Source organism: Aquimarina rhabdastrellae (assembly GCA_947387485.1).
Taxonomy (GTDB): Bacteria; Bacteroidota; Bacteroidia; order Flavobacteriales; family Flavobacteriaceae; genus Aquimarina.
The window spans coordinates 79,300-93,800 of the sequence record CANDNT010000004.1 but is presented as its reverse complement, the minus strand read 5'-3'; the positions used below and the strand labels follow the sequence as shown (position 1 = coordinate 93,800).

The window sequence follows — 14,501 nt, the reverse complement described above, 5'->3', positions numbered from 1 at the left end:
CAGACAAATATAACAACACTTTTTTAAATGATAGTATTACTATTGTTTAAAGATTGTTAAACTTTATTGCTATATTTGGGAAAATTGTCAATAAAAAGCATAAAATACTTTTAAAACTTTATAAAATAATATAAGCATTAGAATGAGCATAGGAATTAAAATTTCTTTAAATGAAGGACTATATCTCAAAGAACCTCAAGATTCAAAACTTGGAAGAAATATCATAAAACACAGTATTTTAATGATAGACGAATGTGGTTTTGAATCGTTTAATTTCAAGAAGTTAGCTCAAGAAATCAATTCAACAGAAGCATCTATCTACAGATATTTTGAGAATAAGCACTTATTACTATTATATTTATTAAACTGGTACTGGGAATGGGTAAGCTACCTTATCAGTATCAATACAATGAATGTTGAAGACCCTAAGAAGAAACTTAAAATTATTGTTCATTCTATCGTTTTTGCATCAAAAGAGAATCCTGGTGTCGAATATGTAAACGAAAGTAAATTACATAACATCGTTATTTCTGAAGGTATGAAAGCGTATCATACCAAAGAAGTTGATGAAGAGAATTCTAAAGGTTTTTTTAAGAGTTACAAAGATTTAGCAAAATCAGTTTCTCATGTAATTAATGAGATAAACCCAAAATTCAAATACCCATTTGTATTAGCTACAAACTTATTTGAAATGTCTAATAATCATATTTATTTTGCAAAGCATCTACCTAAATTAACTGATATCTCTATACAAGAAGATCAAGTAGAAGAAGTAGAAGAGATGCTTAACTATTTTGTAGAGCGATTATTGGCTTAAGAGTTTTAATCCCAGAAAATAATTCAGTAATTAAATAATCAATATTTTAATTAATCAAGTACTGTATATACTTGATAGTATTCTTAAAAACATGGAGTAATGATACACTTACGTAAATTAGAGAATACAGACAAAGATAAATTAGCTTCGTTACTCAATAATAAGAAGATATGGGATAATCTTCGAGATTATGTTCCATATCCATATACTGTGACGGATGCAACTACATTTATAAATACTATTCAGAAAGAAAAACCGACAGTTACTTTTGCAATTACTCTTAACAATGAATTGATAGGGGTGATAGGACTAATATTACAAACTGATATTTATCAAAAAAGTGCCGAAATAGGATATTGGTTAGGAGAACCTTATTGGGGAAATGGTTATGTAACAACAGCAATTCAAAAAATGAAAACCTATGGATTTGAAAAATTAGGTTTAATTAGAATTTTTGCAGGAACGTTTGAACAGAATATAGGATCACAAAGAGCTCTTGAAAAGGCAGGATTCAAATTTGAAGGTATTTTTAAAAAAGCTATCTACAAAAACAAACAAGTTTTTGACGAATATAGGTATGCTATCCTTAATCCTGAAATGATAGAAAATTCAGTATCTTCATAATATCAAAAAACAACAAGAAATAGGTTTTTGTTAAAAATATAACAACAAATACACTGCATCACTTCAATAAAAGTTGTTTAAACTCATTATTAATAAGATTTTTTTAATCAAAAACATCATTTTTATCAAATTGATAAATTTAAGACGCTATATTTTGTACTTTATATTTTAGTACACATCAAAGTACCCACTATTATCAGATTGTAAATTTTCCCTACATTTTTTTGACACTCACTATTTTTTAGAAAACGTTTTCGTAAAGACTGTTAGTTGTAACTATTTGGTTTTAAAATGATTTTGTTGAAAATTCGTAAAGAACAGCAACAACAAAATTCGTACTCAGATTGAGGTTTGAAAAGCCATTTTTTCTCCTTTAAAGAGTAGTGTTAACTACGCGGAAAATGAAAAAAATAGAAGCAATTATTAGGAAGTCCAAGTTTAGAGAAGTCAAACAGGCTTTACACGAGGTAGGAGTTAATTTTTTCTCCTATTGGGATGTAACTGGACTTGGTAACGAAAAAGAAGGACATGTCTATCGAGGTATATCCTATAGCACTAGCGATATACAACGTAGATACCTTTCCATAGTTGTAAATGACGAATTCGAAGAGATAACCATTCAAACCATCATATCCGCTGCTGCAACTGGAACTATAGGAGATGGAAAAATCTTTGTTTCGGATATTAAAGAAAGCTACAGAATACGTACAGGAGAAAAAGGGAACGATACACTTAATTAAGAATACAATACGATTTATGGAAATACTAACAACCAATAATGTATGGATGATGATCTGTACAGCCTTAGTTTTCTTTATGCACTTAGGATTTGCATTTTTAGAAATAGGACTTACAAGGCAGAAAAACACCATCAATATACTTTTCAAAAATATATTTATCATCACAGTTGGCTTATTACTCTATAGTTTAATTGGATTCAATTTGATGTATCCAGGATTCGCCGAAGACGCTATAGGAATTATCGCTTTTTCAGGATTTGGATTAGAAGCGCCTATCAAATCAGGAGTATTAGATCTTAGCTATAACAAGGGCTATACTTATTGGACTGATTTTCTTTTTCAAGGCATGTTTGCCGCAACAGCAGCAACTATTGTATCAGGAGCAGTTGCCGAACGAATGAAGCTAGGTCCATTCATCATCTTTACCATTCTATATGTAGGATTCATTTATCCACTAGCAGGCTCATGGAAGTGGGGAGGAGGCTTTTTGGATAAGCTTTCGACTCCCTTTTATGATTTTGCAGGATCGTCTATTGTACATTCTGTAGGTGGTTGGGCGGCATTAGTAGCAGTGTGTTTATTAGGGCCTAGAATAGGAAAGTTTAAAAACGGAATGATTCAAGCCATTCCAGGACATAATATTCCTATTGCTACAGCAGGAGTGTTAATTCTTTGGTTAGGATGGTTTGGATTTAACGGAGGATCTGTTTTATCTGCCGATCCTACAGCTACATCATTAACCTTAGTAACGACTTGTTTGGCTGCAGCTGCTGGTGGAGTATTGTCGTTTATCACTTCTACTGTTTTATATAAAAACTATGATCTTACTATGTTCCTTAACGGAATCCTAGGAGGTTTGGTTGGCATCACAGCAGGAGCCGATCAGATGGGAGTTTTAGATGCGATCTCGATAGGTGCCATTTCAGGAATCATTGTTGTTTTTGCAGTCAGTGGTATTGATAGACTCAAGTTAGACGATCCTGTAGGGGCTATTGCGGTACACTTAGTTTGTGGTACATGGGGAACTTTAGCTGTAGGTATTTTTGGCAACCTAGCCAGTTGGGAGCAATTTTTATCACAATGTATCGGAATCGTTGCTTATGCAATCTTATGCATCAGCTCATCATACTTCATCATTTTTACACTCAAAAAGACAATAGGAATCAGAGTTAGTGAACGCGAAGAATTAGAAGGTCTTGACAAATTTGAACATGGAATCAACGCTTATCCAGATTTCAGATTAAATGAGAATTAAGAAATCATCAATCAAAAAACAAGTCAAAAAATAACAACGCAATCGTACAGCTTCACCTATTAAGCTGATCTAAAAAAATAGCTAGAATGAAAGATCAAGGACTGTATTTAAATGAATTTGAAAGAGACAACTGCGGCGCAGGATTTATTTGTAATCTCAAAGGAGAAAAATCCAATACCATTATTCATAATGCGCTAGAAATATTAGTAAAATTAGAGCATAGAGGAGCTGTAAGCTCTGATGGAAGAACAGGAGATGGAGCCGGAATTTTAATAGACATACCGCATGAATTTTTTAATAGAGTATGTTCCTTTTCGCTTCCAAAAACAAAAGAATATGCTGTGGGAATGGTATTTCTACCCAAAAGTACCAATCAAGCAACGTATTGTATCGATGTTTTCGAAAAAGAAATCAAAGCACAAAACTTGCGCATTATTGGTTGGAGAGATGTTCCTATAGATACTTCATGTTTAGGCAAAATAGCAGCTACCTCAGAACCTAAAATCAAGCAGGTATTTATAGATAAAAACGAGCAAGAACTTTCTGATTTGGCTTTTAATGCCAAATTGTTTGCTGCTCGAAAAATAACAGAACATACGATAGCCGCTTCAAAATTATCGCAAGCTTCTTATTTCTATGTAGCGAGTCTATCAACGACAACGCTTATTTACAAAGGCTTATTAATGCCTCAAGATATTGGAACGTATTATAAAGACCTTAAAGAAAAAGATGTCATAACACGATTAGCTTTAGTACACCAACGTTTTTCTACCAATACATTTCCTGCCTGGAGTCTTGCACAACCTTTTAGGTATATGTGTCATAATGGAGAAATCAATACACTTAGAGGAAATGTGAGTCGTATGCGAGCTAGAGAAGAGCTTATGAAGAGTGCTATTTTGGGCGAAGACCTACATCGTGTTTTTCCTATTATAGGCGAAAAAATGTCCGATTCAGCATCAATGGATCTCGTAGTAGAATTGTTATTGATGACAGGTAGATCATTACCAGAAGTAATGATGATGATGGTTCCTGAAGCGTGGGAAAAACACCAAACCATGTCTGAAGATAAAAAAGCCTTTTATGCCTATAATTCATGTATAATGGAGCCTTGGGATGGTCCGGCTTCCATTCCGTTTACAGATGGAAATTACATAGGAGCTTTATTAGACCGTAATGGATTGCGACCATCTCGATATACTGTAACTAAAGATGGTTTTGTGATTATGTCTTCAGAAATCGGAGTAGTAGAAGTACAACCCGAAAATGTAGAAAGACACGGACGTTTAGAACCAGGAAAAATGTTCTTGGTGGATATGAATGCAGGAAGAATCATCGAAGACGAAGAAATAAAAAACAGTGTAGTTTCAAAATATCCATATAAAGAGTGGGTACACTCACATAGTTTACCTTTATCTCAAGTACCTTATACTAGAAACCCTTTACCCCAAGAACCTACTAGCTATAAAACCAGACTTCGAATTTTTGGTTATACGTTAGAGGAAGTCAACAACATTATCAGTCCTATGGCAACCCAAGCCAAAGAAGCTATAGGCGCTATGGGAACTGATATACCGTTGGCAGTTTTGTCTGATCAATCGCAATTGCTGTATAATTATTTCAAACAACTTTTTGCTCAGGTAACCAATCCACCTTTAGATGGTATTAGAGAAGAATTGATTACAGACATTAGTCTAGCTATTGGGCAGGATCGCAATTTATTTGATATCATCCCAGAGCAAGCAAAAAAACTAAGCATACAAAATCCAGTAATATCTAATAAGGATTTAGACAAAATAAAAAATATAAACCATCCTGATTTTAAAGCAGTTTCAATTCCTATGCTATATCCTATTGCACAAGGCGTGAATGGTTTAGAAAAAGCTTTGGATACGATTTTAGATACTGTAGAAAAAGCAGTAGATAGTGGTGCAAATATCATTATTCTATCCGATAGGAATGTCAATAAAGAACAAGCTCCGATACCAACATTATTAGCGTGTTCTTATGTGCACCACAGTTTGAATGTACGACAGAAAAGATCCAAATTTGGTATTGTTCTAGAAACAGCAGAACCTAGAGAACCACATCATTTTGCAACCTTATTTGGATATGGAGCAAGTGCCATCAATCCATATTTGGTAAACGAAATCATCAGAGAACAAGTTGCAACCAATGCTATTAAAGATATAGATGCTTCTGAAGCCGTAGAAAATTTTAATAAAGCGATCGGAAAAGGAATTCTTAAGATCATGAATAAGATCGGAATTTCGACACTACATTCTTATAGAGCATCACAAATTTTTGAAGCCTTAGGACTCAAGAAAACATTTGTAGATAAATATTTTCCTAATACACCATCGCGAATTGGCGGAATAGGATTGGTAGTTCTAGATAAGGACATTCAAAAACGATTTGAAAAAGCTTTTGCTTTAGAAAATTACCAAAGTGTTTTAGGTTTAGACATAGGCGGAGATTTCCGTTGGCGTAGAAATGGAGAAAAGCATATGTTTAATCCTACTACTGTAGCCAAATTACAACAAGCAGTTCGCAGCAAAAGTCATGAAGCTTATCAAGTATATGCAAAAGAAGTCAATCAGCAAAACGAAAACTTGATGACATTGCGGGGACTTTTTGAATTCAATAACCTAGATCCTATTGCTATTGACGAAGTAGAACCGTGGACAGAAATAGTGAAGCGTTTCAAAACTGGAGCTATGTCCTATGGCTCATTAAGTAAAGAAGCACATGAAAATCTTGCTGTAGCCATGAACCGTATAGGAGCAAAAAGTAACTCGGGAGAAGGAGGCGAAGATAAAAATAGATTTGTCAAAGAAACTAATGGAGATTCCAAGAACAGTAAAATCAAACAAGTAGCTTCAGGTCGATTTGGAGTATCCAGTCATTATCTAGCTAATGCTGAAGAAATTCAGATTAAAATGGCTCAAGGCGCTAAACCTGGAGAAGGAGGACATTTACCAGGAGAAAAAGTATTGCCTTGGATTGCCGAAGTACGAAACTCTACTCCATATGTTGGGTTGATTTCGCCACCGCCGCATCACGATATTTATTCGATAGAGGATTTGGCACAATTAATCTTTGATCTTAAAAATGCGAATCAAGAAGCTAGAATCAATGTAAAATTAGTATCCAAAGTTGGTGTAGGAACGATTGCTGCGGGAGTAGCTAAAGCGAAAGCAGATGTTATTTTAATTTCTGGATTTGACGGAGGTACGGGAGCTTCGCCTTTAACTTCATTAAAGCATGCAGGATTACCATGGGAATTAGGTTTGGCGGAAGCACAACAAACCTTAGTTTTAAATGGATTAAGAAACCGTGTGGTTTTAGAATGTGACGGACAACTCAAAACAGGGAGAGATGTAGCCATTGCAGCTTTATTAGGAGCAGAAGAGTTTGGGTTTGCTACAGCGCCACTGGTAGCTTCGGGTTGTATTATGATGCGTGCCTGTCACCTTAATACGTGCCCAGTAGGAATTGCAACTCAGGATCCAGAATTGCGTAAAAACTTCAAAGGAACTCCAGAGCACGTCATCAATTTTATGTATTTCGTAGCCGAGGAATTAAGACAGATCATGGCACAATTAGGATTTAGAACTTTAAACGAAATGATCGGACAAAGTCAAAAACTTAACCTTAATAAAGCCATTAAACATTATAAAGCAAAAGGTGTAGATGTATCGGCAATTTTATACCAACCACAGCAAACATCGACTGCGGTACATTACAATACCGAGAAGCAAGACCATCATCTAGAACAGGTACTAGACGTACAGATTATAAGTGATGCTAAAGCAGCTATTGTCAATCAAAAAACAATGGAACTCCAATATAACATACAGAATACAGATCGTACTGTAGGAGCTATGACCAGTCATGAAATTTCTAAACGTTATGGAGATAAAGGATTGATTGAGGATACACTTACATTGCGTTTTACAGGATCTGCGGGACAAAGTTTTGGAGCCTTTGCAGCCAAAGGACTTAAAATGATAGTAGAAGGAGAAACCAATGATTATTTAGGAAAAGGACTTTCTGGAGCAACGCTTGTGGTTAAAAAGCCTGAAACAGCAACCTTTAATGCAGCAGAAAATATCATTACAGGTAACGTGAGCTTTTATGGAGCTACAAGTGGCAAAGCGTATATCAACGGAATTGCAGGAGAGCGTTTTGCTGTGCGTAATTCAGGAGTGATCACGGTAGTAGAAGGCGTTGGCGATCATGGATGCGAATATATGACTGGAGGCGAAGTTGTTATTTTGGGAGCAACGGGTCGAAATTTTGCTGCCGGTATGAGTGGAGGTATTGCTTATGTGTATGATAAAGATCAAACTTTTGCTGAGCAACGCTGTAATACGGCTATGGTAGATTTGGAACCACTACAAGAAAAAGATTTTAAAAGGCTAAAAGATCATATTCAAGCGCATTACGATCATACGAAAAGTACTTTGGCGAAAGCCTACTTGGAAAATTGGGATACTGTAAAAGAGCATTTTATCAAGGTATTTCCTAAAGATTATAAAAAAGCATTACAACGCATCTCTGAAACATCAACAGTTTTAAAAAAAATATCAGCATAAATTATGGGAAAGACAGGAGCTTTTAAATCAATCAGCAGACAGAATGAAACAACCCATGCTGTTAGCGAAAGAATAACACATTACAAAGAATTTACAATACCACTAGAAGAATCAGCTATTAAAAAGCAAGGTGCTAGATGTATGGAATGTGGTATTCCATTTTGCCATAGTGGTTGCCCTTTAGGAAATTTGATTCCAGATTTTAATGATATGGTATATAAAGGAGAATGGCAAAAAGCATCAGAGTTATTACATAGTACCAATAATTTCCCTGAATTTACAGGGAGACTATGTCCTGCACCTTGCGAGAAATCATGTGTTTTAGGCATTAATAACGATCCTGTTGCCATAGAAAATATAGAAAAGAATATTGTAGAAAGAGCCTTTGCCAATGGATGGATTCAACCGAAACCACCTACGCAACGTACCGGAAAAACTATAGCTGTTATTGGATCAGGACCAGCAGGATTAGCTGCTGCACAACAACTCAATAGAGCAGGACATACAGTTACCGTTTTTGAGCGAGATGACGAATTAGGCGGTTTACTGCGTTATGGTATTCCTAATTTTAAGCTAGAAAAAGAAATCATCGATCGCAGAATTGAAGTTTTAGTTAAAGAAGGGATTATCTTTAAGACCAATGTCAATGTAGGTGTTAATTATGACATACAAAACTTGAGTTATTTTGATGCCATAGTACTTTGTGGAGGTGCTACCAAACGTAGAAGTTTACCAATTAAAGGAATTGATGCTCAAGGTATACATCAAGCTATGGATTTCTTGACACAGCAAACCAAAAAAGTTTTTCAGAAAGAAATTACAGAAGAATTTATTTCTGCAAAAGATAAAAACGTGATTGTTATAGGTGGTGGAGATACTGGATCAGATTGTATAGGAACATCCAATCGTCAAGGTGCTAAATCTGTCACTAATTTTGAGATTATGCCCAAACCACCCGTAGGAAGAAGTGTACAAACTCCATGGCCGTATTGGCCTTTACAATTAAAGACTAGTACCTCACATGAAGAAGGTTGTGATCGTAATTGGCTCATTAGTACCAAAGAATTCATCACAGATAATGAAGGTAAGCTTACAGCTTTAAAAACGGTGGAAGTAAGTTGGGAAATACAACCTAACAAACGACCACAATTGATAGAAAAAGAAGGGTCAGAAAAGATTTGGGCATGCGAATTAGTATTACTAGCACTTGGATTTACAGGTCCAGAAACAACACTAAGCGAACAGTTGGGTGTGAATCTAGATGCTAGAGGGAATTATAAGGCAACAAAGTATCAGACCAACGTACCACATGTATTTACAGCTGGAGATATGCGCAGAGGGCAATCCTTGATCGTGTGGGCAATATCCGAAGGAAGAGAAGCTGCAAAATCGGTAGATAACTACCTGATGCATAACTCTTATCTACAGTCTAAAGGAAAAGGAGATATTCCTGCAGCATAAACTATTGTATTATAACGTTTTCGTAAAAAAAAAGACAGTTTTATGCAAATTCCTGCCGTTCGTTTGTTAATTTTCACTACAAAATTATGAGAAATGTCAAAATTGCCTAAAATAAATCGGTTCAAAGATAATGTCGAGGCGAAGTATAAATTATACAATAGTATATTCATGACATTGCCCTTTGACAGTATTACTAAAACAGGAGTATTGCTACCTCTGTTTCATGAAACCTGTAAAAAAGGTTATGAAAAAGGAGATGACCCAACCACCATCGTAAAAACCTTTTTTGAAAAATACCAAGCCAGACGTGACGCGAAAAGTCAGATCAATCTATTATTTAGATTTATACAATACATCGAGCGTCAGGTAGTACTTTTTGATGCAGTAGAAGATGCTGCTTTTCCTATTATCAATAATATGGATGGAATTGGTACTTTAAGAAATCTAAAAGAATACGCGACTTCTGCTAACCAACTAGAAGCTTTAAAACAATACCTAGAAGATTTCAAAGTACGGATTGTCTTAACCGCACATCCTACACAATTCTACCCTGGACCTGTATTGGGGATCATTACAGATTTAGCAGAAGCTATTAAGATTAATGATATACAACGGATTACAGAGTTGCTAGCTCAGTTAGGAAAAACACCGTTTTTTAGACAAGAAAAGCCAACACCTTATGACGAGGCGATTAGCCTTATTTGGTATTTAGAAAATGTATTTTATACTTCTTTTGGAAATATATACGATTATATCAAACAAAATATCTTTGAAGAAGGAGAAACACTATGTAATGATATTATCAATATAGGATTTTGGCCAGGAGGAGATCGAGATGGAAATCCTTTTGTAACTCCAGAAACTACATTGAAAGTAGCTCAGAAACTTAGAGAAGCTATCATTAAAAATTATTACAAGGATGTAAGAGGACTAAAACGTAAGCTAACTTTTGTAGGTATCGAAGATCGTATCATTGCCTTAGAACGTTTGTTGTATAGCAATGTATTAGGAGTAGCCACAGAAGAAATTAGTTTATCGTATTTACAACAAGAATTAACTGAGATTAGAAGTTTATTAATTGAAGAACATCAGTCATTATATCTTAATGAAATTGATAGCTTGATCAATAAAATGACGTTGTTTGGATTGCATTTTGCTACTTTGGATATCAGACAAGACAGCAGACAACATCATGGTGTATTTACAGATATTGTAGATCGTTTACTCGAACAAAAGAGTTCTATTTTTCCTGCAAATTACCACGAACTTGATGAAGCTAATCAAGTGAAGTTGTTATCCGAAATCAAAGGAACGATAGACTTTGCTATGTTTGATGATGAGATGACGGTTAAAACACTTAAAACCATTCAAGCCATTAAAACTATTCAAGAAAAGAATGGAGAAAAAGCTGCGAATCGATACATCATTAGTAACAATCAAACTTCATTAAATGTGATGCAACTATATGCCATGTTAAAACTAGTTGCATTTGAAGAAGAATTGACTGTTGATATAGGGCCGTTATTCGAAACCATTACAGATTTAGAAAATGCACCAGCAGTCATGGAGGAATTGTATACTAATCCTGTATACAGAAAACATCTTGAAGCTAGAGGGAATAAACAAACCATCATGCTAGGATTTAGTGACGGAACTAAAGATGGTGGTTATTTAATGGCGAATTGGTCAATATTTAAAGCCAAAGAAGCTTTAACAGCAATGTCTAGAAAATACGGAATCACAGTTATCTTTTTTGATGGTAGAGGAGGACCACCTGCACGTGGAGGAGGAAAGACACATCAATTCTATGCCTCACTAGGGCCAGATATCGAAGATAAAGAAGTACAATTAACGATTCAAGGGCAAACCATTAGTTCTAATTTTGGAACTTTGGATTCGTCACAATATAACTTAGAACAATTGATCAGTTCTGGTATTGCTAATAAGCTAAATAATACAACGAACAAGATGCAAGCCGAAAATGTGGCAACTATGAATGAGTTGGCAACTATTAGTTATACTACGTATTCTGATTTTAAGAAGCATCCTAAGTTTTTAGCGTATTTAGAAAAGATGAGTACTCTAAAGTACTATGCCAAAACGAATATAGGAAGTAGACCTTCTAAACGAAGTACTTCAAAAGAATTGATTTTTAGTGATCTTAGAGCCATACCTTTCGTAGGATCTTGGAGCCAGTTAAAGCAAAACGTACCAGGATTCTTTGGGGTAGGAACAGCTTTAAAACACTATGAAGATACTAATCAATTTGATAAAGTTCAGCAGTTATATAGAGAGTCAAGTTTCTTTAAAACGCTGATAGAAAACAGTATGATGTCTCTATCAAAATCGTTCTTTGATTTAACCAAATATATGCAAGAGGACGAAGAATTTGGTGCTTTCTGGAAGATCATCTATGAAGAATATCAAATCACGACAAGACTCTTATTAAAACTAACAGGCTATTCAGCTTTGATGGAAAATCAACCCTCGGGTAAAGCCTCAATTGATATTAGAGAAGCCATTGTATTACCTTTATTAACGATACAACAATATGCACTAAAAGCAGTGCAAGAATTAGAAAAACAAGAAGATGCTGATCCAGAGCAAATACAAACTTTCGAAAAGATCGTAACACGATCGCTATTTGGTAATATTAATGCCAGTAGAAACTCGGCTTAATGAGTTATTTCGAATCATAAGCGTTGTTAAAACAGAAGTCATTTGGCTTCTGTTTTTTGATTTATAGAGGTTGATTTCTCAATAAATCTTCCGAAAATTCTGAATAGAAAATAAAGTTACCGTGAATAAATAATAATACTTATGGAGTTTATGAAATAATGATTAGATTTAAAGTTAACATATTAATTTTGAATTGTTAAAAAACAAAAAATGATTATTGAAATACTAATTACGATAATTATCACATCAATTATTTGGTTGGTTATACTTTTAGAATATGGACGAAAAAAAAAATAAATCAATTTATAAGCAAAAAATAGAGTTTGAAAGGGAGAGAAATTTAATTCTTGAAAAAACTAGAATTGAAAAACAAGTTGAATATGAAAAAGGATATAAAGAAGGGACTGGAAGTATAGATTTTCTATTGCAAGTAGAACCCTATAAAAATATTATAGGAAAAAAAGGGTATCTAAAAAGTTCTCAAATGATAGAAATAGGTTATGTATATAGATTATTTGTAAAAGGTATTCCTTGTTTAGATCCTCATATACAAATAATAGAAAAAATCAATGTTAGAGAAATAAACGAAGAGAATGTTAATACGATTATAAAAAAACTAGAAACGATTATAAATAAAACACCTAATCAATATTTGAAACTTGTAGGCAATTTGAAAGATTTTAGTATTGGTATATTGAATCTTAAGAATCATAGAAAACTAAAAAGTAGTTAATGTAAAATTATTAACAACATTAAACTTTTTCCCTGAAAACAGGGTATAAAAATGAATTATAAAACACGAAGTTTGTAAGATATCAACCCTAGATCAAATTACTAATGATGACACCAAAAGAAATAGCTTCGTTACAAGGAACAGCATTAACAAATGCCTTTGTTGAGCATTTTAAAGCTTGGGCAATCACTCCTCAATGTCTAGAAATACTAAACGAATTAGCAAGCAAAGTAGTAGATGTGACTTATGATGATGAGTTAAAAGTTCACTTTGAAGATTATGATAAAGATGTAGTTACAATAACCTTTGGAGCTGCTTATGAAGGTGATTTTCAAGAGACACCTTTCCAAGTACCAGAATCCTATAAAACAGTTGTTAGGATGCATAATACCATTAAGTTTGGAGATGGTATTCCAGAATATGTAGAGTTATACGGTTATGATGGAGAAGCACCGTATTCAGAATTTATGATGGAAGAACTAGAAGGGGACGAAGAGCGCCATCAAGGATTTTGTGATGCGGGTCAGAATTGGGGCATTTGGGATCATCAAAGAAAAAATGCATTAGGAGAACCCGTAATGATCATTGCAGATCACGGTATGACAGTAGCAGATTGTGAGGATTTTCCAGAACAAGATACCATTGCTTTTGGGGTAGGAGGGCTTTTTATCCGAATGATGAAAGAATTTATATATGATGATACTGATTACGGATGGGGATAATTGTAGTTTAAAATATTAGTCATCTCGACAAGCTCGATGACCGAGTAGTGTTTCACTTTGACAAGCTCGATGACTGATTGATAAATGTTATTTAAGTAGCCCGAGCCTGTCGAGGGCAACTTAATCTTAAATGTAAAATACTAAATATAAAAGTTTAAAGTGTTTTAGTTTTTTTGATTATGAATTGGTTATTTAGGTTATTGTATACTAAATAATGAGATTAATTTGAAATATTCATGGGATTATACGCTCCAATTATAAAAGGAGAAATTGAAGGTTTTAAAATAGGACTAGATACTGATTTAATATTATACGAACATGCTAGATTATTAGAATATGATAAACTTGGAGGTGAGTGGTTGATTGGATTCGGTGTAGGTTTTAATAAGGGACAGAATATTAGAAAAAAACTTATTAAAAATACAGATGGGGATAGTGTGATATTGGAAAAACGAATAAAAGCTATTTTATTTTTATTAGATGAAACTGTGTATTCTCAATTTGAAGATATGCTCTCAGAAAGTTTAAAAAATATCTCAAGCTGGGAATCTCAAAAATTGAAAAGTAATGTTTTAGTAGAAGTCAGGTCTCTTATTCAACAGGATAAACTTCAGCAGGCGTTGATGACAATTAAAGAATTTTATCATAAACAGAAAGTTTTAATAGCACTTATGAACTATAGTACATTAGAAAAAAGTTTAAGTTCTTTGAGACAAAGAAATCGCCGCAATGAGATTAATAATGAAGTTTATCTATTAGAAAAGAAAAAGATAAAGAAATACCTTGAAAAATGGGTTAAAAATAATCAAGCATAATTTCTAAGAGTATATTTAATGTAGCAAAAAGGCGTTAGAATCGTTGTATTCATAATT

Annotated in this window: 10 protein-coding genes; all 10 read left to right on the top strand. The window is 34.0% G+C overall.

Annotation, left to right across the window (positions count from 1 at the left end; genetic code table 11):
* Positions 1–142 precede the first annotated feature (142 nt).
* The 10 genes from ACYEKI_RS09045 (at position 143) to ACYEKI_RS09000 (ending at position 14,444) form a co-directional block, all read left to right on the top strand.
* Positions 143–817: a TetR/AcrR family transcriptional regulator gene (locus tag ACYEKI_RS09045; RefSeq protein ID WP_459210863.1), complete on the top strand. Its 675-nt coding sequence runs from the start codon at positions 143–145 to the stop codon at positions 815–817.
* Between the two features lie 99 nt (positions 818–916).
* On the top strand, positions 917–1,441 hold the full coding sequence (locus tag ACYEKI_RS09040) for a GNAT family N-acetyltransferase (protein ID WP_459210862.1): 525 nt from the start codon (positions 917–919) through the stop codon (positions 1,439–1,441).
* A 401-nt stretch (positions 1,442–1,842) separates the two neighbouring features.
* Positions 1,843–2,181 carry a P-II family nitrogen regulator gene (locus ACYEKI_RS09035; protein WP_459210861.1) on the top strand — a complete coding sequence of 113 codons (339 nt, stop codon included), beginning with the start codon at positions 1,843–1,845 and terminating at the stop codon, positions 2,179–2,181.
* Positions 2,182–2,197: 16 nt separating this feature from the next.
* The gene (locus tag ACYEKI_RS09030; protein ID WP_459210860.1) at positions 2,198–3,436 is read left to right on the top strand and encodes an ammonium transporter; all 1,239 of its coding nucleotides are present in this window, start codon (positions 2,198–2,200) and stop codon (positions 3,434–3,436) included.
* Positions 3,437–3,522: 86 nt separating this feature from the next.
* The gene (gltB, locus tag ACYEKI_RS09025) at positions 3,523–8,034 is read left to right on the top strand and encodes a glutamate synthase large subunit (protein ID WP_459210859.1); all 4,512 of its coding nucleotides are present in this window, start codon (positions 3,523–3,525) and stop codon (positions 8,032–8,034) included.
* Positions 8,035–8,037: 3 nt separating this feature from the next.
* Entirely contained in the window at positions 8,038–9,495 is a 1,458-nt protein-coding gene (locus ACYEKI_RS09020) for a glutamate synthase subunit beta (RefSeq protein ID WP_459210858.1), read from the top strand.
* Positions 9,496–9,588: 93 nt separating this feature from the next.
* Positions 9,589–12,174 (top strand): phosphoenolpyruvate carboxylase, encoded by a 2,586-nt coding sequence (locus tag ACYEKI_RS09015; RefSeq protein WP_459210857.1) that lies wholly within the window; start codon positions 9,589–9,591, stop codon positions 12,172–12,174.
* A gap of 277 nt (positions 12,175–12,451) precedes the next feature.
* Entirely contained in the window at positions 12,452–12,907 is a 456-nt protein-coding gene (locus ACYEKI_RS09010; RefSeq protein WP_459210856.1) for a hypothetical protein, read from the top strand.
* Positions 12,908–13,011: 104 nt separating this feature from the next.
* Complete coding sequence (locus ACYEKI_RS09005) at positions 13,012–13,629, top strand: hypothetical protein (protein WP_459210855.1); 618 nt, start codon at positions 13,012–13,014, stop codon at positions 13,627–13,629.
* A 236-nt stretch (positions 13,630–13,865) separates the two neighbouring features.
* The gene (locus tag ACYEKI_RS09000; protein ID WP_459210854.1) at positions 13,866–14,444 is read left to right on the top strand and encodes a hypothetical protein; all 579 of its coding nucleotides are present in this window, start codon (positions 13,866–13,868) and stop codon (positions 14,442–14,444) included.
* The last annotated feature ends 57 nt before the right edge of the window (positions 14,445–14,501 follow it).

Excerpts from the sequence above, each read along its gene's own strand:
- ACYEKI_RS09045 (WP_459210863.1), top strand. The coding sequence starts at position 143 with ATGAGCATAGGAATTAAAATTTCTTTAAATGAAGGACTATATCTCAAA.
- ACYEKI_RS09040 (WP_459210862.1), top strand. The coding sequence starts at position 917 with ATGATACACTTACGTAAATTAGAGAATACAGACAAAGATAAATTAGCT.
- ACYEKI_RS09035 (WP_459210861.1), top strand. The coding sequence starts at position 1,843 with ATGAAAAAAATAGAAGCAATTATTAGGAAGTCCAAGTTTAGAGAAGTC.
- ACYEKI_RS09030 (WP_459210860.1), top strand. The coding sequence starts at position 2,198 with ATGGAAATACTAACAACCAATAATGTATGGATGATGATCTGTACAGCC.
- gltB (WP_459210859.1), top strand. The coding sequence starts at position 3,523 with ATGAAAGATCAAGGACTGTATTTAAATGAATTTGAAAGAGACAACTGC.
- ACYEKI_RS09020 (WP_459210858.1), top strand. The coding sequence starts at position 8,038 with ATGGGAAAGACAGGAGCTTTTAAATCAATCAGCAGACAGAATGAAACA.
- ACYEKI_RS09015 (WP_459210857.1), top strand. The coding sequence starts at position 9,589 with ATGTCAAAATTGCCTAAAATAAATCGGTTCAAAGATAATGTCGAGGCG.
- ACYEKI_RS09010 (WP_459210856.1), top strand. The coding sequence starts at position 12,452 with ATGGACGAAAAAAAAAATAAATCAATTTATAAGCAAAAAATAGAGTTT.
- ACYEKI_RS09005 (WP_459210855.1), top strand. The coding sequence starts at position 13,012 with ATGATGACACCAAAAGAAATAGCTTCGTTACAAGGAACAGCATTAACA.
- ACYEKI_RS09000 (WP_459210854.1), top strand. The coding sequence starts at position 13,866 with ATGGGATTATACGCTCCAATTATAAAAGGAGAAATTGAAGGTTTTAAA.